Source organism: Rhodococcus sp. RS1C4, assembly GCF_002258225.1.
GTDB classification, from domain to species: domain Bacteria; phylum Actinomycetota; class Actinomycetes; order Mycobacteriales; family Mycobacteriaceae; genus Rhodococcoides; species Rhodococcoides fascians_E.
Genome location: NZ_NOXZ01000007.1, coordinates 70,531 through 93,335, shown reverse-complemented (window position 1 = coordinate 93,335; position 22,805 = coordinate 70,531). Strand labels below are relative to the sequence as shown.

17 protein-coding genes are annotated in these 22,805 nt (G+C 65.1%); 12 read left to right on the top strand and 5 right to left on the bottom strand.

Going from position 1 to position 22,805, the window contains the following annotated elements:
• Positions 1 to 2: 2 nt before the first annotated feature.
• The 3 genes from CH289_RS01975 to pgi form a co-directional block, all read right to left on the bottom strand.
• The gene (locus CH289_RS01975) at positions 3 to 950 is read right to left on the bottom strand and encodes a type IV toxin-antitoxin system AbiEi family antitoxin domain-containing protein (protein WP_094727126.1); all 948 of its coding nucleotides are present in this window, start codon (positions 948 to 950) and stop codon (positions 3 to 5) included.
• 103 nt (positions 951 to 1,053) lie between these two features.
• Positions 1,054 to 2,010: a hypothetical protein gene (locus tag CH289_RS01970; protein ID WP_094727123.1), complete on the bottom strand. Its 957-nt coding sequence runs from the start codon at positions 2,008 to 2,010 to the stop codon at positions 1,054 to 1,056.
• 117 nt (positions 2,011 to 2,127) lie between these two features.
• Positions 2,128 to 3,777 carry a glucose-6-phosphate isomerase gene (gene pgi / locus CH289_RS01965; protein ID WP_020111444.1) on the bottom strand — a complete coding sequence of 550 codons (1,650 nt, stop codon included), beginning with the start codon at positions 3,775 to 3,777 and terminating at the stop codon, positions 2,128 to 2,130.
• Between the two features lie 81 nt (positions 3,778 to 3,858).
• Between pgi and CH289_RS01960 the strand changes: the two genes are divergently transcribed.
• The gene (locus CH289_RS01960; RefSeq protein ID WP_019664462.1) at positions 3,859 to 5,310 is read left to right on the top strand and encodes an NAD-dependent succinate-semialdehyde dehydrogenase; all 1,452 of its coding nucleotides are present in this window, start codon (positions 3,859 to 3,861) and stop codon (positions 5,308 to 5,310) included.
• A gap of 98 nt (positions 5,311 to 5,408) precedes the next feature.
• Here the strand turns inward: CH289_RS01960 and CH289_RS01955 are convergent, their stop codons facing one another.
• Complete coding sequence (locus CH289_RS01955) at positions 5,409 to 5,699, bottom strand: chorismate mutase (RefSeq protein WP_019664463.1); 291 nt, start codon at positions 5,697 to 5,699, stop codon at positions 5,409 to 5,411.
• Between the two features lie 386 nt (positions 5,700 to 6,085).
• On the opposite strand from CH289_RS01955, the gene pcrA reads away from it, so the two are divergent.
• Complete coding sequence (gene pcrA / locus CH289_RS01950) at positions 6,086 to 8,560, top strand: DNA helicase PcrA (protein WP_094727121.1); 2,475 nt, start codon at positions 6,086 to 6,088, stop codon at positions 8,558 to 8,560.
• A gap of 86 nt (positions 8,561 to 8,646) precedes the next feature.
• On the opposite strand, the gene CH289_RS01945 is transcribed toward pcrA, so the two are convergent.
• Positions 8,647 to 9,732 (bottom strand): M23 family metallopeptidase, encoded by a 1,086-nt coding sequence (locus CH289_RS01945; protein WP_020111441.1) that lies wholly within the window; start codon positions 9,730 to 9,732, stop codon positions 8,647 to 8,649.
• A 265-nt stretch (positions 9,733 to 9,997) separates the two neighbouring features.
• Between CH289_RS01945 and CH289_RS01940 the strand changes: the two genes are divergently transcribed.
• The 10 genes from CH289_RS01940 to CH289_RS01895 all read left to right on the top strand — a co-directional run bounded on the left by CH289_RS01940 (position 9,998) and on the right by CH289_RS01895 (position 22,723).
• Positions 9,998 to 11,806 carry a hypothetical protein gene (locus tag CH289_RS01940; RefSeq protein WP_231383816.1) on the top strand — a complete coding sequence of 603 codons (1,809 nt, stop codon included), beginning with the start codon at positions 9,998 to 10,000 and terminating at the stop codon, positions 11,804 to 11,806.
• Between the two features lie 147 nt (positions 11,807 to 11,953).
• Positions 11,954 to 13,117, top strand: coding sequence for an ADP-forming succinate--CoA ligase subunit beta (sucC, locus tag CH289_RS01935; RefSeq protein WP_019664467.1), 1,164 nt, complete (start codon positions 11,954 to 11,956; stop codon positions 13,115 to 13,117).
• A gap of 8 nt (positions 13,118 to 13,125) precedes the next feature.
• A complete protein-coding gene (gene sucD, locus CH289_RS01930) occupies positions 13,126 to 14,037 on the top strand; it encodes a succinate--CoA ligase subunit alpha (RefSeq protein WP_019664468.1) in 912 nt (303 codons plus the stop codon).
• 133 nt (positions 14,038 to 14,170) lie between these two features.
• Entirely contained in the window at positions 14,171 to 15,397 is a 1,227-nt protein-coding gene (locus tag CH289_RS01925; protein ID WP_051127747.1) for an acyl-CoA dehydrogenase family protein, read from the top strand.
• Between the two features lie 19 nt (positions 15,398 to 15,416).
• Positions 15,417 to 16,529, top strand: a complete 1,113-nt coding sequence (gene sfnG / locus CH289_RS01920; protein ID WP_019664473.1) for a dimethylsulfone monooxygenase SfnG — start codon at positions 15,417 to 15,419, stop codon at positions 16,527 to 16,529.
• A 98-nt stretch (positions 16,530 to 16,627) separates the two neighbouring features.
• Positions 16,628 to 17,866: a DUF5336 domain-containing protein gene (locus CH289_RS01915; RefSeq protein WP_020111438.1), complete on the top strand. Its 1,239-nt coding sequence runs from the start codon at positions 16,628 to 16,630 to the stop codon at positions 17,864 to 17,866.
• Between the two features lie 57 nt (positions 17,867 to 17,923).
• On the top strand, positions 17,924 to 19,384 hold the full coding sequence (locus CH289_RS01910; RefSeq protein ID WP_256976936.1) for a cell division protein PerM: 1,461 nt from the start codon (positions 17,924 to 17,926) through the stop codon (positions 19,382 to 19,384).
• Between the two features lie 127 nt (positions 19,385 to 19,511).
• Entirely contained in the window at positions 19,512 to 20,168 is a 657-nt protein-coding gene (gene purN, locus CH289_RS01905; protein WP_052060217.1) for a phosphoribosylglycinamide formyltransferase, read from the top strand.
• Entirely contained in the window at positions 20,165 to 21,715 is a 1,551-nt protein-coding gene (purH, locus tag CH289_RS01900; RefSeq protein WP_019664477.1) for a bifunctional phosphoribosylaminoimidazolecarboxamide formyltransferase/IMP cyclohydrolase, read from the top strand. Before purN ends, purH begins: the two co-directional genes overlap by 4 nt.
• A gap of 141 nt (positions 21,716 to 21,856) precedes the next feature.
• Entirely contained in the window at positions 21,857 to 22,723 is an 867-nt protein-coding gene (locus CH289_RS01895; RefSeq protein WP_094727117.1) for a DUF559 domain-containing protein, read from the top strand.
• Positions 22,724 to 22,805 lie beyond the last annotated feature (82 nt).

Here is a 22,805-nt window from a genome sequence, read left to right as displayed (position 1 = left end):
GGTTACTTCGAGGTGGAGCTGTAGTGGCCCAACGGTATTCGATTCGATGCGGCCTGCACGAATGCTCGGGCGATCCGGTCGGTGAATTCTCGCGGCGTGGACAGGTCCTCCCAGTCCCACTGCACCACCGTCCATCCGAGCTGTTCCATTCGATGTCGCTCGCGTCGACCATCGATGTCCGTCAGCACCGGATCTGCGCCGTACACCCCTTCACCCTCGTAGCGTCCGACGACTCCTTGATCCGGGTACAGGAACGGAGCACTTCCGACGTACCCGCCCACCTCGTCGTACACGGACTGCCTCAGCAACGGAGGTGGTAGCGGCAGCGTGTCCAACAACATCCTGCTGCGCGTTTCACCGGTGCTCTGACTGCGGCTCGACATCGACTGCACCGCCTGGCGTGCCTTGGCGATCCCGGTTCGGTTCCGGGCGTCGGTGAGCGCACCCTGAAGTTCCTGATGGGTGGTGAGCCCGGCGCGCATCGCGTAGTCGCCGATACAGACAGCCGGATGCAGTGGAAGCGACCGAGCCAGGTCCACGATCGTTCGAGTCGGCGCGGTGACCGGAAACCCGTCTCGCTCGGTCAGATCCGTGGGCGGAAGCGGCGACCCGTGCAGCACTCGCTGGCGCCCCTTCTTGCCCGCGTAGGACCGCGCAATGGTGAACGTGACCTTGTCCAGCGGAATGTCCCACGTTTCCATGCGATGCAGAACCGCCGCCGACACATGACTGAACACCGCGTCGGTGCTCGACTCCGCATAGATCGCCTCGGCGAGCACAGCATGGCGGCGATGCGCGTCGAGCCGTCGATAGACGTCCGCGCGCACGAAATAACCGCGCCGGATGGTGACGATCTCCCCGCTGGCACGGCCGCGTCGCAGATCGTCGTCGGTGTACCCCCGTGCAAGCGCCTCGGTGCGCGAGAACATCCCCTGCTGATCGAAGTCCATACTGAATTGGACGCACCGGAGGTCCGTTCGGTTCACTCCGGGCAAATCCACCCACCTGTTGTGAGTTTTCAGACCCACTCAACGCACAACAGGTGGGTGGATTTCAGGGTCGGTACGGGGGAAGCGGTTCGGCTCGAAATGTCCCCTCGGGTTCCGGCATTCGCGCTCCACGAGCAAGCATCCGTCGGACCCGTTCGGTCAGCGCGTCCGGTTGCGCAAGATCACGCCAGCTCGCCCGCGCGAACGGCCATCCAGCGTCGCGGATGCGGTTCTCACGGTCCTTCTCGGCGAGCACGCTTGCCCGCGTGTCGGCCGCGTTCACGCCGTACTTGTCGGCCCCGTCGAACTCGAAGCATCCCCACGGGCCGGTGAACAAGAAGTCCGTTCGGCCCAGGAACGTGCCGCCGGCGTCGTACACCGACTGATTGAGAAGGGGAGTGAACCCGGCGTCGAAGAGAATCAATCGGGTGCGGGACTCGCCGACGCTGTCGCTGCGATCGGTCATCGCGGCTACGGCCCGGACGGCGTTCTGGATACCGGTGCGGTGCCGTGCGCTGCAGAGAGCCTCGTCCAGTTCGGTCCTGGTGACGAGGCCCCGACGCAACGCCGAGTCGCCCACGCACACCGACTGTTCGAACGTCGTGGATCGCGCAATGTCCACCACCGTCCGGGCTGGGGTGGTGAGCGAAAGTCCTTGAAAGACTGTGCTTTCCGAGTCCGACAGCGTCGAACCGTGCACGATTCGGCGCCGGCCCTTCCTCGCAGTGATGGTGCGTCCGGTCGTCGAGTGGACGTGCGCGAGGGGCAGCGCCCAGACATCCATTCCCCACGCAATTGCCGCCGACTGGTGGCTCAGAACCACCGGGGCTTCGTGAGCAATCGCGCGCGCGAGCAGTAGATGCTGCTGCTCGGAATTCAAGGTGACGAAGAACGCTGCCGACACGAACGCGCCCGGCCGGACCGCGATCAGTTCACCGCGCAACCGCGCGTGCCGCAGTTGACCGTCGGTGACGCCCGATGCCAGCGCGTCGGAGCGAAAGAGCAGGCCCTCGAAGTCCATACCTACTTGGACGCGACGGAGGCAGGCTCGGTTCAGTCAGGTCGGCAAATTCACCCACCTGTTGTGAGCTCCGGGGCCCTCGCAACGCACAACAGGTGGGTGGATTCGGAAACAGTGCTACTTGGTGCGACCCCGCTGATCGCGGTACCAGCGCACGAGTGCGTCGGTCGACGAATCGCTCTGCGGTGCAGGGGCATCGGCGTCGGTCAGGACGGGCGTCAGTTCCAGCGCCTGGGTCTTGCCCAGCTCCACACCCCACTGATCGAACGAGTCGACACCCCACACGACGCCTTCGACGAACACCTGATGCTCGTACAGTGCGATCAGCTGCCCGACCACCGACGGCGTCAGCTTCGGGGCGAGGATCGAGGTGGACGGACGGTTGCCGGGCATGACCTTGTGCGGAACGACGTCGGCGGCCGTACCTTCGGCGGCGATTTCGTCGGCGGTCTTGCCGAATGCCAGAACCTTGGTCTGCGCGAAGAAGTTGCTCATCAGCAGGTCGTGCATGGACCCGGTGCCGTCACGCGTGGGGAGGTCGTCGGTGGGCTCGGCGAATCCGATGAAGTCAGCGGGAATCAACCGTGTGCCCTGGTGCAGCAGCTGGTAGAACGCGTGCTGCCCGTTGGTGCCCGGCTCACCCCAGAAGATCTCACCGGTCGACGTGGTGACGGGGGTGCCGTCGGCCTTGACGGACTTGCCGTTGGATTCCATCGTCAGCTGCTGGAGGTAGGCCGGGAAACGAGACAGGTCGTTGGAGTACGGCAACACAGCTCGGGTCTCCGAGCCGAAGAAGTTGCTGTACCAGAGCCCGATCAGGCCGAGCAGTGCAGGCGCGTTGCGCTCGAGAGGCGTCGTGCGGAAGTGCTCGTCGATCTGGTGGAAGCCGTCGAGGAATTCGCCGAACGCCTCCTTGCCGATGACGGCCATGACCGACAGGCCGATCGCGGAGTCCACCGAGTACCGGCCGCCGACCCAGTCCCAGAACCCGAACATGTTGGCCGTGTCGATGCCGAACTCCGACACCCGCTCCGCGTTGGTCGAGACCGCGACGAAGTGCTTGGACACGGCGTCGTCGCCCAGTGCGTCGACGAGCCACCGCCTGGCCGCCGTGGCATTGGTCAGCGTCTCCAGAGTGGAGAACGTCTTGGACGCCACGATGAACAGGGTCGTGGCCGGATCGAGCCCGTCGAGAGCAGCAACCAGATCGGCAGGGTCGACGTTGGAGACGAACTTGGCGGAGATGCCGGCGTCGGCGTAGTGGCGCAGCGCGTCGTACACCATGACGGGGCCGAGATCGCTGCCGCCGATGCCGATGTTGACGACGGTGGAGATCTTGGATCCGGTTGCGCCGACCCACTCGCCCGACCGGACTCGATCGGTGAAATCACCCATACGCGTGAGGACTTCGTGCACATCGGCGACGACGTTCTGGCCGTCGACCTCGAGGGTCGCGTCCGCGGGCAGGCGAAGGGCGGTGTGCAGTACCGCGCGGTCCTCGGAGGTGTTGATGTGGGCACCCGAGAACATCGCGTCGCGACGGCCTTCGACGTCGGCCGCTCGCGCGAGTTCGACCAGAAGCGAGACGGTCTCGGAATTCACGATGTGCTTGCTGTAATCGATGTGAAGATCACCCGCGGCGAGAGTGAACGTTCGTCCTCGATCGTCGTCCGCAGCGAACAGCTCGCGGAGCGTAGTGGCTCCGAGTGCGTCGTGGTGTGCCTTCAGGTTCTTCCAGGCTTCCGTGCCCGTGATGTCGACGCTCATATCGTCCTACTTTAGTGCCGAGCGCCTCGCTGTGCGCGCCTTCCTCGTTTGTCGCGGCCCCGGCTCGGGCACACTCGGAGCATGGAGATCAACGCACTCATCGAATCCATTTCACCGAAACTGTGGATCGGCGGCAGGCCGGTCGACGCGGAGAACGGCGCAACGTTCGACGTCGTCGATCCCGCCACCGGCACACCCTTCGCGAAGGTCGCCGACGCAAGTCCGGCCGACGCGAAGAAGGCAATCGACGCCGCTGCATCGGCGCAGAAGTCCTGGGCGAAGACCCCCGCGCGTGAACGCGCCGAGCTCCTACGCGCAGCCTTCGAGAAGATCACCGAACGAGCGGACGACGTCGCGGCGATCATGACCAAGGAAATGGGCAAGGCGCTCGCCGAGTCCAAGGCCGAGGTCAAGTACGGTGCCGAGTTCTTCCGGTGGTTCGCCGAGGAAGCGGTGCGCATCGAGGGCCGATTCACACCCGCACCGGCAGGCAACGGCCGCATCCTGGTCACCAAGGTGCCCGTCGGGCCGGTCCTGGCCATCACGCCGTGGAATTTTCCGTTGGCCATGGGCACGCGCAAGATCGGGCCGGCGCTCGCAGCCGGGTGCACCATCATCGTCAAGCCCGCAGGCGAGACGCCGTTGACGATGCTGTTCCTCGCTCAGCTCCTCGCCGAGGTGGGACTGCCCGACGGGGTTCTCTCGGTCATCACCTCGTCGAAATCCAGTGCGGTCAGCGCTCCCATCCTCGAAGACCCGAGACTGCGCAAACTCACCTTCACCGGATCGACCGAAGTGGGCCGAAAGCTCGTCGAACAGTCCGCAGGCGGACTGCTGCGCACGTCGATGGAGCTGGGTGGTAACGCACCGTTCGTCGTCTTCGACGACGCCGACATCGACGCGGCCGTCGACGGCGCCATGCTGGCCAAGATGCGCAACGGCGGCGAGGCATGCACCGCCGCCAACCGGCTCCACGTGGCCAACAGCGTGCGCGAGGAATTCACCACCAAATTCGTCGCCAAGATGAAGGAAATGACGCTCGGTGCGGGCCTCGACCCGGACACCAAGCTCGGACCCCTGATCAACGCAGACCAGCTGAGCAAGGTGCAGGAACTCGTCGACGACGCAGTCGAAGCAGGTGCGACAGTTGCCCTCGGCGGCAAAGCACCAGGAGGCGACGGCTACTTTTACCCGGCAACGGTGCTGACCGACGTCCCGGCGAACGCCAGGATCCTGAAGGAAGAAGTCTTCGGTCCGGTCGCCCCCATCGTCGGATTCGACACCGAGGAAGAAGGAATCGACGCGGCCAACGACACCGAATTCGGATTGGCGTCGTACATCTACACCCGCGGCCTCGACCGCGCACTACGAGTCGCCGACGCCATCGACAGCGGAATGGTGGGCGTCAACCGCGGAGTCATCTCGGACGCGGCCGCACCGTTCGGTGGAGTGAAGGATTCAGGCTTCGGCCGCGAAGGCGGAAGCGAAGGCATCGAGGAGTACCTGGAAACCAAGTACATCGCCCTGACCTAGACAAGCGGGCCGGAGCCCCGGTGGAACCGAATGTACCGTTCGGTCACTCCAAGTGACCGAACGGTACATTCGCTCCCGAAAAGTCAGCTGGCGAAAGGTCAGCGGCCGAGACGCCCGCGGCCGAGACGGAGCAGCAGCATGGCGAGGGTGTGGCCTTCCTGGCCGAGGCTGCTGAAGCGGTCGAGCACCTTCATTTCGCGGCTGTGCACCATGCGCGGTCCACCCGACGCCATACGGGTGCGGCCGATGAGCTGGGAAACTTCGCTGCGACGCTGGATTGCCGCAAGAATTTCGGAATCGAGGCGGTCGATCTCCTGACGCAAGGAATCGATCTCAGCCTCGGACGTCGGCACTGCGCTCTCGGTCTCGATCTTGGTCGTGGATGCCATTTTTTCTCCTCGTGTCACAAGTGTGGATCGTTGCCCTGCTCGTCACCGTTACGTCCTGAGGTGATTCGTGGACGCTCCGCTCCAGAGACGGGCTGATGTGGTATGAGTCACATCGAATGGCCCGGGGAAGCCTCATGTCTGGACTTCCGGACGCACCTTCTTATGGACAGCCTCCGCTACCGAGAGCCGAAGAACAGGCTGCACAGAGGGGGTGGCGACGAACGGCTATTTCGATCACCGATCCAGTGTGCCACCTCTGTGCGGTCCTGAAAAGTCGGTCGACGGGCCGAATGTCCGCATTGCGGGCGGTCGGCAGAACTGGGCTGGCGGCGCCTGGCAGGTTCGGGTAAAGGACTGTCGGAGCCCGCCGGTAACCTGGGCAGGCGATGAACACGAACCTCACTGCGGTACCAGCCCCCGGAAAATCCAGGTCCGAAACGCTGTTGGAGGGTCTCAATCCGCAGCAGCGTCAGGCCGTCGTGCATTCGGGGTCTCCGCTGTTGGTCGTCGCAGGCGCCGGGTCGGGGAAGACCGCGGTGCTCACTCGTCGTATCGCGTATCTGCTTGCCGAGCGAGGCGTGGGTCCCGGCCAGATTCTGGCCATCACCTTCACCAACAAGGCCGCCGCCGAGATGCGTGAGCGTGTCGCTGGCCTCGTCGGTCCACGCGCCAACAGCATGTGGGTTTCGACGTTTCACTCGAGCTGTGTGCGGATCCTGCGCAACCAGGCGTCGTTGCTGCCCGGTCTCAACTCGAACTTCTCGATCTACGACGCCGACGACTCTCGTCGCCTGCTGACGATGATCTCGAAGGATCTGCAGATCGACACCAAGAAGTTCTCGGCGAGATTGCTCTCGACGGCGATCTCCAATCTCAAGAACGAACTCATCGGGCCCGAGGACGCCGCCGCGGACGCGGACAAGCAGATGGTGGAGCTCCCGAAGCTCGTCGCGCAGGTCTACGGCATCTATCAACAGCGACTTCGCGCGGCCAACGCCATGGACTTCGACGACCTCATCGGTGAAACCGTCGGTTTGCTGCAGGCTTTCCCTCAGGTCGCGGAGTACTACCGTCGACGGTTCCGGCACGTCCTGGTCGACGAGTACCAGGACACCAACCACGCGCAGTACATGCTCGTACGGGAACTGGTCGGCCGGGAGGACTCCGACGGCGCCCTGGAGGGCACGGTCGCTCCCGGTGAGCTCTGTGTGGTCGGTGACGCGGATCAGTCGATCTACGCGTTCCGTGGCGCGACCATCCGCAACATCGAGGAGTTCGAGCGCGACTACCCCGACGCCACCACCATCCTGCTCGAACAGAACTACCGGTCGACGCAGAACATTCTGTCGGCCGCCAACTCCGTCATTTCGCGTAATACCGGCAGGCGGGACAAGAAGCTGTGGACCGACTCCGGCGAAGGTGAGCTCATCGTCGGGTACGTCGCGGACAACGAGCACGACGAGGCGTCGTTCGTGGCGTCGGAGATCGACCGTCTGGTCGACAACCACGATGTCCGTTACGACGAGGTGGCGGTTTTCTATCGCACCAACAACTCGTCACGTGCGTTGGAGGAGATCTTCATCAGGCTCGGCCTGCCCTACAAGGTGGTGGGCGGTGTCCGCTTCTACGAGCGCAAGGAAGTCCGCGACATGGTCGCGTACCTGCGCGTGCTGTCCAACGAGGATGACACGGTCAGCATGCGACGCATCCTCAACACCCCGCGCCGGGGGATCGGGGACCGCGCCGAGGCCTGCGTAGCCGTTCACGCCGAGCAGCGAGACATCAGTTTCTCCAAAGCTCTGCACGACGCCGCCGACGGCAAGGTTGCGTTGCTCAACTCTCGCTCGCAGAAGCTCATCGGCCAGTTCCTGGATCTGCTGGACGAACTCCGGGAGGTTCTCAACACCACCGACGACGACGGCAACGACATCGCCGATATCGGTGACGTCGTCGAGGCCGTCCTGGACCGCACGGGATACCGCGCCGAGTTGGAGGCCAGCAGTGATCCTCAGGACGGTGCCCGCCTGGACAACCTCAACGAGCTCGTCAGCGTGGCAAGGGAATTCACGTCCGAGGCACGTAACCTCGCCGCTCTCGAAGCAGAAGCCGAAGCAGAAACCGAAGCAGTCTCCGACGACGAGGTCGAAGTCGAGGAAGGCACCCCCGAGCCTGGTTCCCTCGCGGCGTTTCTCGAGCGGGTCTCGCTCGTCGCGGACACCGATCAGATCCCCGATTCCGGCACCGGCGTCGTCACCTTGATGACGCTGCACACGGCCAAGGGCCTCGAATTCCCGGTGGTCTTCGTGACCGGCTGGGAGGACGGCCAGTTCCCGCACATGCGTGCCCTCGGCGACCCAGCGGAGTTGTCCGAGGAACGACGACTCGCCTACGTGGGCATCACGCGTGCGCGTCACCGTCTGTACGTCACTCGCGCCATCATGCGGTCCGCCTGGGGGCAGCCGATCAACAACCCGGAATCACGATTCCTCCAGGAGATTCCGCAGTCCCTCATCGACTGGAAGCGGGAAGACCCCGGCGTCGGCGGACGGTCGATCGGCGGCGGCCGCGCCCGGCCGGGTGGCTTCGGGGGCGGCGGTTTCGGTGGTGGTGGCTTCGGCGGCGGCGGGGGATTCGGAGACCGACGCGGGCAGCAGTCGTCGCCGAGTTTCGGTGCCGCACGCGCACGCAACAACACTCTCGTGCTCGCGGTGGGAGACCGGGTCAATCACGACAAGTACGGTCTCGGAACGGTTCTCGAATCCACGGGCTCGGGCACCTCGGCCATGGTTCTGGTGGATTTCGGTACGTCGGGGCGAGTGAAGATGATGCTCATCGGCGGCGTTCCGATGACCAAGCTCTGAGAAGCAGAACAGCCGCGCACCGAGGAATCGGTGTGCGGCTGTATGTTTCGCCGGGCCGGTAGGCCGGGAAGAGAGAGTGGGAGTTCTCAGTCCATCTCGGGTCCGAGGCCGATGCCTCGGGACGCGAGCCAGGGGAGAGGATCGATCTTGTTCTCGCCGGGGAGGTGAACCTCGAAGTGCAGGTGAGGGCCGGTGGAGAAGCCGCGGTTGCCCATGCGGGCGATCTGGTCGCCTGCCATGACTTCCTGGCCGACGCTGACGGTGGCGCTGTCGATGTGTCCGTAGACGGTGATGGTGCCGTCTGCGTGCTGCAGGCGAACCCACATGCCGAAGCCGGACGCGGGTCCTGCGTCGATGACCTTGCCGTCGGCGACAGCGAGAATCGGGGTACCGATGGCGTTCGCGATGTCGACGCCTGCGTGCAGGACGCCCCAGCGCTGCCCGAAGTTCGAGGTGTACGTGCCGACTGCCGGGAGCACGAACAGGGGCCGGCGCGCAGCGGCCTCGCGTGCGGCGCGCTCTTCGCTGAAGCGCTGACCCTTGGCAAGCAGATCGTTGAACTGGCTCAGATCCACCGGGTTGGCCACGTTGAGGATCTGCGGGGCCGAGGAGGGGGCGACATCCGTCGTGGTGTCAGCGGCGAAACCGGCGGCCTGGGGGACGGCAGTCGCGGCGATGCCGGGGGCCGCGGGTGCGGCGCCGGCAGCAAGTGCCACTTCCTCGGAAGTGGTCGGTGTTGCAGGACCGTGATCGATGACTGCTTGCCCTGCTGCGACCACGGCGCCGGCGGCGACAGCGAGAACCGCTGCACGTCCCTTCAGCGCGGTGGGAGGCGTCGGGATGCGGTGAGCTCCGCGCCGACGAGACACGGCGATCTCGTTCGCTGCGATGACATCCGAGGAGGGCCCGGAACCGACGGAAGGCTCCGCCGGGACCTCGACGTCGGGAGTGCTGTGCAACTCGTTGTCGTGGTAGCTCTCGGCAGAGCCGTAATTGCTGGCAAAGTAGTCGTATCCGTTGGCCTGGAGATCCGACGCGGCCTGGAGATCCGACGATTGGTAACTGTCGGCTTCCCAGCTGGTCTGGGTCGAGTACACCGTGGGTGCGGTTTCAACAGCCGCGGCCGGTTTGACGAACCGACTGGTGGTGAAGGACGCGCGGTGTTGCGACAAGACCCTGCGACCTCCGTTCCGTGATCTGCTCGTGACTTAAGACTCGGCAGACGGTAACGAAACGATTGCAGGGCGCGCAAGTTAATCGGCTTCTCGGCGGGCATATGTGAGATGGCTCACAAGCCGAGCAGGGGTTTTGCCGAGATCGCCTGTGATCCCGGACAGCGCTGCAATACCCACGACGCCGTTACCGAAACGCATCCACCGAAATCCTACGGCGCGTGCTCTGCCGTCCATCGTCCACCGACCGATAGCGTCGTCAGGCGTGGCTACTTCTCCGCACGCGTCACCGCAAGTGATCTCCGCACGCTCGCAGGCCGGACCGTCGGCCCGCGGTGCGGCTCTCGCTGCAACCGGGCTCGTCTCGATCGCGGCCCTGCTCGGGCTGGCCTCGATGGCGATGGAGGCCGCCTCGTCGACCTCGGACGGGCCTGGCGCCGGCGTGTTCGCGGCGGAAGTGCTGGCCGTTGCCCCGGTGTTCGTCGTGGCCGTCCTCGCGATCCTCACAGTGCTCGCACGGCCCGCGTCGGCGGGCGCGCTCACGGCCGGGTTCGGGGCGATCTCGGCAGGCCTCGCGGTTCTCGACGCGGGACTGCTGGCGTCGCCGATCGACGCGAACAGACTCGAGCTGCTGCGACCGACCACTGCGGAGGCCCTCACGCCTGGTCTCGGCGCGTATGTCGTTCTCGCTGCGCACGCCCTCGCCGCTCTCGCGGGAGTGTTCGGCCTCGTCGCGATCAGCAGGGCGTCGTATGACGACGGCTACGGCATCTCGTCGCGGACCGATTTCACGGGTCGTGCGTCGGCGGTCCGCATCGGGGGCGCACTGTCCGTGGTGGCTGTGCTCGCCGCGATCGCTGCCGCGGCCGCCATGTTCGCGGTTCCCTACGTCTCGACCGACTCCATCGTGCTGATCCGCGCGGTCGTCGAATCTCCGTGGACGACCGCTGTCGGGTCGGGTGTTCTCGCGTGCGCGGCGGTGATCGTCGTGTCGGCGGCACTCGCGTCGATCTCGCCGACGGTTGCTGCAGGCAGCCTGCTCGGTGCAGGCCTCGGCATCGCCGGAGTGTTCGGTGCTCGCGTGATCGCCGGCGAGAGCTCGGGCCCGAACATCGGGGTCTCCGCAGGGAGCTGGATCGGCGCCGTGGCCGGTGTCGCGCTGATCGTGGTCGCACTCGTGGCGCTGCCGGCGTCGGCGATACGGGATCGGGCCTCGGCAGGCGGTCCCGTCACGAGGGGCGAGCTGGACGGCTCGGCGCACTTCATGCGGTGGCACGCCCTGGCAGGGACAACGGGTGTCTTGGCGGGGGTTCTCGTCGGCGCAAGCGCGTTCCTGCCGGTCCTGGACGTACCCGCCGGGTTGTCGGAACCCGACGTACTTGCCACTCGCGTTGCCCTCGTCGCTGGGTTCGTCCTGGTCGTCGTGTCCATCCCACTGTTCTTCTCGCTGTTCGCGGCGGTCGTCAGGCCAGCTGTCGGCGTGCTGGCCGTTGCCGCAGTCTCCGCGTCGGCAGGAGTGCTGCAGGCGGTGGTTCTCGCCACGGACATCGACGGCGTCGGACTCGGTGTGGGCGGCGCCGCCGCGGCCGTCGGAGCCGTTCTCGCCATGGCGTGCGCCGGTGCCGTGCTGTTGGCGGGCAGCGCCGAGCGCGACGACGTCGACACCTCCGACGTGCGCTCCAACAGAACCGTCGGCGCGGTGGCCCTCGTCGGCGGCGTCGTCACAGCCCTCTCCTTCGCACTCCCGCTCTACACCGGAACCGATGTCTCCGCGCCGTCGCTCCTCGGCGTTCCCTGGGGTGCCGAAGGGTGGGGATGGGACGCGTGGGGGCAGGCCGCGTCGGCGTCGACGATTCTTCTTGCCGCCCTCGTGGCGTCCAGGTCGCGCCCGGCCCGCGGGGCCGCACTGCTCGTGGGCTGCGTGATCGCGACAATCGTGCATCTGCTCGGTTGGCCGCTGACGATCGGGCGATCGGTGGACGCCTCGGTGGGGGCCGGTCTGCTGGTAGGAGTCCTCGGCGGGGTCATACTTGCTGTGGCAGCACTACTTTCGGCCAACAGCGCTCGCAAGTGAGGCGTAGGACACACCTACCTCGTCGGTGAGATAGACCACATACCATCTGGCCGGGCGTAACGGCGTCGGAGCACGTGGATAAAGTCGGTGATCGGACCCGCTCACACCCCTGGAGCGGGCAGTCAACGTAGACGAGACGGTGAGCTGATGGATCTCTTCGAATACCAGGCGAAGGAATTGTTCGCCAAGCATGGCGTACCCACCTCCGCCGGTCGTGTCACGGACACGGTCGCAGGAGCAACAGAAATTGCCGAAGAAATCGGCAAGCCAGTAATGGTCAAGGCGCAGGTCAAGGTCGGCGGCCGAGGCAAGGCCGGCGGCGTCAAGTACTCCAAGGACGTTGCAGCAGCTACCGAGAACGCAGAGTCGATTCTCGGCCTCGACATCAAGGGCCACGTCGTCAAGAAGCTTCTCGTTGCAGAAGCCTCCGACATCGCCGAGGAGTACTACATCTCCTTCCTGCTCGACCGCACCAACCGCACCTACCTCGCGATGTGTTCGGTCGAAGGTGGAGTCGAAATCGAGGTGACGGCGGAGGAGAACCCCGACGCACTCGCACGTATCCCGGTCGATGCCGTCAAGGGCGTCGACCTTGCTTTTGCTCGTGACATCGCCGAGAAGGGCAAGCTGCCCGCCGAGGTGCTCGACGCCGCTGCGGTGACCATCCAGAAGCTGTGGGAGGTCTTCATCAAGGAAGACGCTCTCCTGGTCGAGGTCAACCCGCTGGTTCGCACCCCGGACGACCAGATCCTCGCCCTCGACGGCAAGGTGACGCTCGACGCCAACGCAGACTTCCGTCAGGCCGGCCACGCCGACTTCGAGGACAAGGACGCTGCCGATCCTCTCGAGGCCAAGGCCAAGGAGAACGACCTCAACTACGTCAAGCTCGACGGACAGGTCGGCATCATCGGTAACGGTGCCGGACTCGTCATGTCGACCCTCGACGTCGTCGCATACGCAGGCGAGGCACACGGCGGCGTCAAGCCCGCCAACTTCCTCGACATCGGTGGCGGCGCCTCGGCAGAGGTCATGGCCGCAGGCCTCGACGTCATCCTCGGCGACGAGCAGGTCAAGAGCGTGTTCGTCAACGTCTTCGGCGGAATCACCGCCTGCGACGCAGTGGCCAACGGCATCGTCGGCGCACTGAAGAAGCTGGGCGACGACGCCAACAAGCCGCTCGTGGTTCGTCTCGACGGCAACAAGGTCGAAGAGGGACGCAAGATTCTCGCCGACGCCGCGCACCCGCTGGTGACGCTCGCCGGAACCATGGATGAAGGCGCCGACAAGGCCGCCGAGCTGGCAGCGAAGTAGAGGAAACCATGTCTATCTTTCTGAACAAGGACAACAAGGTCATCGTCCAGGGCATCACCGGCGGCGAAGGCACCAAGCACACCGCCCTGATGCTCAAGGCAGGCACCAACGTCGTCGGCGGTGTCAACGCACGCAAGGCCGGCACCACGGTCAAGCACGTCGACGCCCAGGGCAACGACATCGAGCTCCCCGTCTTCGGTTCGGTTGCCGAGGCAATCGAGAAGACCGGCGCCGACGTGTCCATCGCGTTCGTTCCGCCCGCATTCTCCAAGGACGCCATCGTCGAAGCGATCGACGCGGAGATCCCGCTGCTCGTCGTCATCACCGAAGGCATCCCCGTGCAGGACTCCGCATACGCATGGGCCTACAACGTGGAGAAGGGCAAGAAGACCCGCATCATCGGCCCGAACTGCCCCGGAATCATCACCCCCGGTGAAGCTCTCGTCGGCATCACGCCTGCCAACATCTCCGGCACCGGCCCGATCGGCCTGGTCTCGAAGTCCGGCACGCTGACCTACCAGATGATGTTCGAGCTCCGCGACTTCGGCTTCTCGACGGCCATCGGCATCGGCGGAGACCCGGTCATCGGCACCACGCACATCGACGCCATCGAGGCATTCGAAGCGGACCCCGAGACCAAGCTCATCGTCATGATCGGTGAAATCGGTGGCGACGCCGAAGAGCGCGCAGCCGATTACATCAAGGCCAACGTCACCAAGCCGGTCGTCGGCTACGTCGCCGGCTTCACCGCTCCCGAAGGCAAGACCATGGGCCACGCAGGCGCCATCGTCTCCGGCTCCTCGGGCACGGCACAGGCGAAGAAGGACGCACTCGAGGCCGCAGGCGTCAAGGTCGGCAAGACGCCGTCCGAAACCGCTGCTCTCGCACGCGAGATCCTGGAATCGCTCTCCGTGAAGTAAGTTCCAGCTCGAACGAAGCCCGCCGGGAGCCAGTGCCGGCGGGCTTTTTCGTTCTGTTTCGGATGTGAAGTTCTCAGAATCATCGTGATGCGAAATGTGTTCATTACTCCGCGTAACAGTTTCACTTGCCCACATGACAACCACGGAAAATCGCAGTGCACTGACCAAGGACTGGCCTGATGCGCCGACGTCCGCCGAGGGCTGGATTGCTCGGGCGGGGGAGGTGGCGCAGCTGCTTGCCGTCGATGCCGTTGCTCGTGACAAGGGCCATCAGGCTCCGCGCGACGAGGTGCAGCTTCTGAAGGATGCTGGGCTCGTCACGTTGCTGGGGCCGGTCGAGCACGGGGGCGGCGGTCAGGATTGGCCGACGGCGTATCAGGTGATTCGTCGTGTCGCGGCGGCCGACGGGTCGATCGGCCAGCTTCTCGGCTACCACCTGCTGTGGTTCTGGGCTGCGCGGCTGGTCGGCACGAAGGAGCAGATCGAGGCAGTCGAGGCCGATGCGACGAAGAACAAGTGGTTCTTCGGTGGCGCCGTCAACCCGCGTGACAACGACGTCGCCGTCACCGACGAGGGCGACACCATCGTCTTCGAGGGCGCGAAGTCCTTCTCGACGGGCAGTCGCGTCTCCGACGTGACCGTGCTCGAAGGCGCTTTGACCGGCAGCGATGCACACGTTTTCGCTATTGTGCCGTCGAACATCGAGGGTTTGACGTTTCACGACGACTGGGACAACATCGGCCAACGCCAGACCGAGAGTGGCAGCGTCACCATCGACAAGGTGCGGGTCGACTGGGCGAGTGCGGCGGGATTCGTGGACAAGCAGTTCCAGCCACGGGTCTACAACACGTTGAACGTGCCGACGATTCAGCTGGTGTTCGTCAACTTCTACCTCGGCATCGCTCGCGGCGCCTTGGAGGAAGCGGCGTCGTACACCAAGGACAAGACGCGTGCGTGGCTGCACAGCACCGTCGACAAGGCGATCGACGAGCCGTACATCATCGACATCTACGGTGACCTGACGTCCAAGCTGTGGGCCGTGGAAGCGCTGGCCGACGCAGTTGCGTTGGAAGCGCAGAAGATCCACGACAACGCGTGGGACGTGACGGCGGAAGAGCGCGGTGATCACGAGGTTCGCGTCGCTGCGGTGAAGGCGCGTGCCACCGAGGTGTCGCTCGAGATCACGTCGACGGTGTTCGAGGCTCTCGGTGCCCGAGCGACGGCGAGCAAATACGGTTTCGATCGCTTCTGGCGCAACGTTCGCACCCACACGCTGCACGATCCGGTCGCATACAAGCGCCGCGAGGTCGGTCGATGGGTTCTGACCGGCGAGTTGCCGCAGCCGACCTGGTACTCGTGAGCATCACCGAAGGAGAACGATGAGTACCGAAAGAATTTCCGACGCCATCAAATTCGCCTACTGGGTGCCCAATGTCAGTGGCGGATTGGTGACCAGCGACATCGAACAGCGCACCAGCTGGGACTACGAGTACAACAAGAAGCTGGCGCAGACCGCGGAGAACAACGGCTTCGAATACGCGCTCAGTCAGGTTCGCTACGAGGCCAGTTACGGCGCCGAGTTCCAACACGAGTCGACGAGCTTCTCCCTCGCGCTGCTGCTTGCCACCGAACGACTGAAAGTCATTGCGGCCGTTCACCCCGGCTTGTGGCAGCCGGCGGTTCTGGCGAAGCTCGGCGCTACGGCGGACCATCTGTCGAACGGCCGTTTTGCGGTCAACGTCGTCAGCGGCTGGTTCAAGGACGAGTTCACGCACCTGGGTGAGCCGTGGCTCGAACACGACGAAAGATACCGGCGCAGTGCCGAATTCCTTCAGGTTCTCCGCAAGATCTGGACCGAGGACGACGTCGACTTCCGTGGTGATTTCTACCGAATCCACGATTTCACGTTGAAACCGAAGCCGTTGAACACTCCGGAACGACCCAACCCGGAACTGTTCCAGGGCGGTAACTCGTCGGCTGCGCAGGAGAACGCCGGTCGATACTCGGATTGGTACTTCAGCAACGGCAAGGATTACGACGGAGTCACCGAGCAACTCGACAACATTCGTCGCGTCGCTCAGGCGAACGATCGTGAGGTCAAGTTCGGTCTCAACGGGTTCATCATCGCGCGCGACACGGAGAAGGAAGCCAAGGACACTCTCCGCGAGATCATCGAGAAGGCCAACAAGCCCGCTGTCGAAGGTTTCAAGGGTGCTGTGCAGCAGGCCGGTTCGTCGACGAAGGACGGCAAGGGCATGTGGGCGGACTCGACGTTCGAGGATCTCGTGCAGTACAACGACGGTTTCAAGAGCCAGCTGATCGGAACTCCCGAACAGGTGGCACATCGCATCGTCGAATACCGCAAGCGAGGGGTCGACCTGATCCTCGGCGGCTTCCTGCACTTCCAGGAAGAGATCGAGTACTTCGGGGCGAAGGTCCTACCGCTCGTGCGTGAACTGGAGTCGTCCCAGGCGCTCGTCGACGCAGGGTGAGAAAGGGAGCCTCGCGGCGAGCGGGGCAGTCGAGTCGGGTCCGTAGACTAGCTTGGTCTACGGACCCGTACTCATTTTTTTCTATCGAGGAGAGTGCCATGACGTATCCAGCAGAAGGCCAGCGTCCGCAGGGGCCCGGTCCCGGCGGTTATGGCAGTCAATCACCGGAGGGTGCTCGGTCGGCCGAGTCGACTCCGGGTAATTACGGCGGTTACCCGACGCCCAGCCAGTCGTACGGCACTCAGCCGTCCTACGGAACGCAGCCACCGTCGTACGGTCAGCCGCCGTCGCAGCAGTCTGCACCGACGGGTCAGTACAACCCGCCGCTGGCGTCGGACCGATCGTCCTCGCTGCCGCGAATTCTGACGCTCGTTGCCGTAGCACTCGGCGTCGTGAACTTCCTGGTCGGTCTCGCCGGTCAGTACGAGTTCTTCAGCGAAGGCGTCAACTTCTTCTTCGTACAGGCCGGCGACCCGACGTCCATCGCGCTTCTGCTCGCCGCGGGCCTCGTCGCGGCGGTCGGACTGCTGCCGAAGCAACCCAACACGGTCGGTATCGCTGCCGCTCTTGCGTTGTCCGGGTGGCTCGTACTGGTGTTCCAGAGCTTCAACGTCGGCGACGACTCCGCGGTGGGCGCGCCGGTTCAGTTGGGGATCGGCACCTTCGTCGTACTCGTTCTCGGTTTCGTCCAGACCGTCGTGGCCGTCGCTGCCACGCTTTTCGGTGCGGGCATCCTCAAAGCTCCGCAGCCCAAGCCCGCGGGTTACGGTCAGCAGAACCCGTTCCAGGGATACGGCCAGCAGGCACCCGGATACGGCCAGTCGGCGCAGAACCAGAACTACGGCGCCTACGGCCAGACAGCCCAGAACTCAGGTGCGCAGGCTTACGGCGCCCCGCAGGAACGTGGGCAGTGGAGCGATCAGGGAAATGGTCCTCAGCAGGGGTACGCCCCGCCTGCCTACACCGGGCCCTCGCAGAACCAGCAGAATCAGCCGAACCAGCACACCACCGGCAGCCTCGGTTACCCGGTCGGAACGTCCAAGCCGGATGCGGGAGCCAGCGGATTGACCGGTCCGGCCGGTCAGAATTCGCCGTTCGATCAGCAGCCGTACAGCCAGCCTCCGGTCGGTTCGGGTGGCTACGGCGCGCCGCAGCACGCAGCGCCGAGAGCGGAGCCTGCAGGAGCGACATCGGCTGGAGCACAGTCGGCCGGACAACAGCCTGCGGGAGCATCGCGTCAGGGCGACGAGCCCGAGGACACGTCGGACACCCCGCCGTACAGCGCGCCCACGCAGGCCTTCGGCCAGTCGGCCGCGCCGGAGGACGACAACAAATAAGGCTGTGTCGGCGCGCCTGAACCACCCGTCGGCAGCTAGGTGGAACGCTCGACACCGATGAGCGCCGTATTGAATCAGGAGAGGAAACGCGCCCGAGGGACGTCTCGTCCGCCGGAGCGTCGACCTCTGTTGTCTCCTTCCGAATCCACCACCATGCTGACCGTCGGGTTCCGGATTCCGGGTGTGCTCGTCGCGATCATCGCGACGGTCGTTCTCGTGACGCTGGTGTCGGTCAACAGTGAGCTCACCGGGACGTTCGGAGCAATCGCCGGGCTGTGGTTCGCGATCCATCAGGTCCCGTTCAGCATCGAGGGCACCTCCCTGGGCGTCTTCCCGCTCGTCCCGACGCTTGTTCTCGTCCTCGTCGTGGCGCGGGGCGTCGCGCGGGCAGTCGGCCGGGCGGAGACTCGTCGGGAACACGGTCTGATCGTGGGCGCGGCGGTGTTCGGTCCGGTTCTCGTGACCGCGATCGCGTTGGCGGTGGCCGCGGATGCGTCGTCGGTGATCGGGCTCGACACACCCAATGCTCTGCTGGCTTTCGCGTGGGTGGCGGCCGTCCACGCGGTGTCCGCGGGCATCGGACTGGTGTGTGGGGTGTGGGACACCGAGTCGGATCGTCTGCCGGAATGGCTGCGCGGAATCGTGGCTCCGACCATCCGGGCGGCGGCCGTCCTCGTCGCGGGCGGCGGTGCGATCGTGCTGGCCGCGATGCTGGCGTCGTGGTCGACGATGGAGATGTTGCTGGAATCCGGAAACGGCTTCGTCGGTGTACTCGGCTTGACGGTGCTGTCGATCCTGTACCTGCCCAACGTGCTGCTCGGCGCGATCGCGGTGTCGGTCGGATCGTCGGCGCACGTGGGCGACGTATCGGTCAGCATGTTCCAGGCCACGGGAGGTCCGCTTCCCCCGCTGCCGGTCCTGGCCGTCCTGCCCGAGGGGCCGTCGCAGACGCTGTGGATGCTGATGCTCGTGATTCCGATCGGCGCCGGCCTGCTGCTCGGACGTGACTGCGCGAGGCGCACGGTGGACGTGCACTACGCACTGTCCGCGGTGTGGGTGGCGAGCGCCGTGATCGGCGTGTCCACGCTGGTGCTCGGCTTCGCGGCAGGCGGAAACCTGGGCACGTTCGGAACCGTTCAGGTGACGGTATGGTCTCTCGGCCTGCTCGTCTTCGCCTGGCTTGCCGTCGTCGGATCCCTCGCAGCCGCCGTGACCGCATGGCGCGGAGGGTCCAAGCAGACCCCGATCGCCGACGACCTCGACACGGAACCCCGGCGCGAGCAGGAACCCATCGCCGCCATCGCCGCGCCCGTCGCGCATCCAGAACATGCAGTGGACGCGGAAATCGTCGAAGAGCCCGACGCCCTGCCCGAGACCGTCGATTCACCCGACGTCGACGCTGCCGTGGTTGCCGAGGACACAACGGAGACCGAGGACATCGTCGACGCCGAAATCGTCGAGGAAGTGCCCTCGGAAGCTACGCCGCCTGATGATGGCAACACCGACGACCGGTCCTGAACCCGCTGGCGGACTTGGTTGGTCGTGACAGCCGGGTCACCGGCACTCGCGCCCGAGGACCTGCCTGACGGTGGCCTACACGTGGGCGACTATTCTTTCGAGCGAACCCGTCGGTGATCGTCGGGCGATTTTCGGAGAACGACACATCAGGAGAAGTGCGCTGACTGCCACCCGTGAGCACCCAGCACGCGTCGTTGTCCTCGCTTCGGGCACCGGTTCGCTTCTGCAGTCCCTGATCGATGCGACGAAGGCCGAGTCCTATCCGGCGCGGATCGTTGCGGTCGGTGTCGATCGTGATTGCGACGCTGCCCGGCATGCACACACTGCCGGGATTGCGCATTTCCGCGTCGGGCTGAGGGAGTTCGCGGACCGTGATGGCTGGGATGCGGCTCTCACCGAACGTGTGCTGGCGCACGAGCCCGATCTGGTGGTGACCGCCGGCTTCATGAAGATTCTCGGTTCCGATTTTCTCGGTGCGTTCGCCGGACGCATCGTCAACACTCATCCTGCGCTGTTGCCGTCGTTCCCCGGTGCGCATGCAGTGGAGGATGCGCTCGCCTACGGCGTCAAACTGACCGGGTCGACGGTGCATCTCGTCGACGCCGGTGTCGATACCGGGCCGATTCTGGCTCAGGAAGCTGTGCCCGTGCTGGGCGACGACGATGTCGCGACTCTGCACGAGCGAATCAAGACCGTGGAACGCAGGCTTCTGGTCGATGTGATCGCAGCTGTTGCCACCCGAGGTGTTGTCTCCGATGGACGAAAGGCTCAGATTCAACCATGAGTGAACGTAAAGCAGTGCGCCGCGCACTGGTCAGCGTCTACGACAAGACCGGTTTGATCGAACTCGCAACCGGCTTGCACAAGGCAGGCGTCGCTCTGGTCTCCACCGGATCGACAGCATCCAAGATCGCCGACGCCGGGATCCCGGTCACCAAGGTCGAGGATCTCACCGGGTTTCCCGAGACCCTCGACGGTCGTGTGAAGACGCTGCATCCGCGTGTCCATGCGGGTGTTCTGGCCGATACCCGTCGGCCGGAGCATGTTTCGCAGCTCGAGGAGCTGGGCATCGAGGCGTTCGAGTTGGTCGTGGTGAACCTCTATCCGTTCACCGACACCGTTGCCAGTGGCGCGACACCGGACGAATGCGTCGAGCAGATCGACATCGGTGGCCCGTCGATGGTCCGCGCTGCCGCGAAGAATCACCCGTCGGTGGCGGTCGTGGTGGATCCGGCTCGGTACTCCGATGTACTCACCGCAGTGTCCGGCGGCGGGTTCACGCTCGCCGAGCGCACTTCGCTTGCGGCACAGGCGTTCCAGCACACCGCTGCGTACGACGTCGCGGTCGCCTCGTGGATGAGCAGCGTTCTCGTGGAATCGGACTCGCAGTTCCCCGAATGGATCGGCGGCACCTGGGACCGCGCGGCAGTGCTGCGCTACGGCGAGAACCCGCATCAGGCCGCAGCCCTGTACAAGGACCCGGCCGGCACCGGCATAGCTCAGGCCGAGCAGCTGCACGGCAAAGAAATGTCTTACAACAACTTCACCGACGCCGACGCAGCGTGGCGTGCCGCTTTCGATCACGAGGGCCCGACCGTCGCGATCATCAAGCACGCCAATCCGTGTGGCATCGCCGTCGGCGCGGATATCGCCGAAGCGCACCGCAAGGCTCACGCCTGCGACCCCGTCAGTGCTTACGGCGGCGTGATCGCAGCCAACCGCGAAGTGACGGTCGCGATGGCCGAGCAGGTCGCGGAAATCTTCACCGAGGTGATCGTCGCTCCGTCCTACGCTGACGGTGCACTCGGAGTTCTGCAGCGCAAGAAGAACATTCGGGTTCTGCTCGCGGCCGCGCCGTCGGGCAAGGGTGTCGAGCTCAAGCCGATCTCCGGTGGGACTCTGCTGCAGGAACGCGACGCCATCGACGCCGACGGCGACAACCCGGCCAACTGGACTCTGGCAGCCGGTGACGCAGCGGACGAGCAGACCCTGAAGGATCTCGAATTCGCCTGGCGTGCAGGCCGTGCCGTCAAGTCCAACGCAATCCTGCTGGCAAAGGACGGCGCGTCCGTCGGCGTCGGTATGGGCCAGGTCAACCGCGTCGACGCAGCTCACCTCGCCGTCCAGCGCGCGGGCGATCGCGTCGTCGGTTCGGTTGCCTCCTCGGACGCCTTCTTCCCGTTCCCCGACGGCCTGCAGGTTCTCTTGGCCGCCGGCGTCAAAGCCGTCGTGCAGCCCGGCGGATCCGTCCGCGACAACGAAGTCATCGCCGCCGCCCAGGACGCCGGCGTCACGCTGTACCTCACCGGTTCGCGTCACTTCGCGCACTGATCCAGTTCGCACTTGTGCAGGCCGAAGCGCCTGATTGGTCTGCACAAGTGCGAACTCGCGCCCTGTGGATAGACCGGAATCTATCCACAGGCTCCGGCTTCAGACAGCTTTTCGGGTGGGTAGCCGTGCAATCGTGGGCGGGTGCCCGCCGACCAGCCGTTCAGAGGTTCCCTCGCAGTCCGCGACGGTAGTCTGACTCGACATCAGCTGACCCACGGCTTCAAGCGCATTCACCGCGACGTCTATGTGCGCAAGGACGTTCGGATCGACGCCGTTGTCCGGGCGCGGGCAGCCCATGAGTTCGCTGGTAGGGCGGCGGTGTGTTGCGGGATGTCGGCAGCTGCATTGCACGGCGCACGATGGATCGACCCCGACTCGCTTGCGGAGGTGATCTGGCTCGGACGCCGACGCCAACTCGACGGTATCCGCATCCGATTCGATACCGTCCGCGATGTCGAGATCACCACCGTCGCAGGTCTGCCGGTGACCACGATCCCCAGAACCATGTTCGATCTGGCGAGGCGGCTCCCCAGAGTGCGGGCCGTGCAGGTGCTGGACGACCTGTCAGGAGTGTCCGGAATCTCGGCTGCAGACGTTCTTCCGTTGTGCGCACGGTATGCGGGCTTACGGGGAGTATCCGCGGCGCGATCGGTTCTGGCACTCGTCGACGGTGGTGCAGAGTCTCCGCAGGAAACCGCTACTCGGCTGTTGCTCGTCGATGCAGGACTGCCTCCACCCGAGACACAGATTCGCGTTGCCGACGAACACGGCATGTTGTTCGCTCGCTGCGATCTGGGCTGGCCGGAGTGGAAGGTGGCCGTCGAGTACGACGGGGTGCAGCACTGGACGTCGGAGAAGCAGCGGTCCTGGGACATCGAGCGGTTCGAGAGGCTCGAGCGCGCCGGCTGGCTGGTGGTCCGAGTGAATTCGGAGCAACTGCGCCTCCGTCCGCGCGAGGTGGTCGAGCGTGTTCGACGCAAACTGCGGCAAGCGGGCGCGCCTGTGTGACGAGTTCGCACTTGTGCAGACGAAAGACCCCCGTTTCACTGCACAACCTCGAACTCGACGAACGGTGCTTCTTCTGAGACGG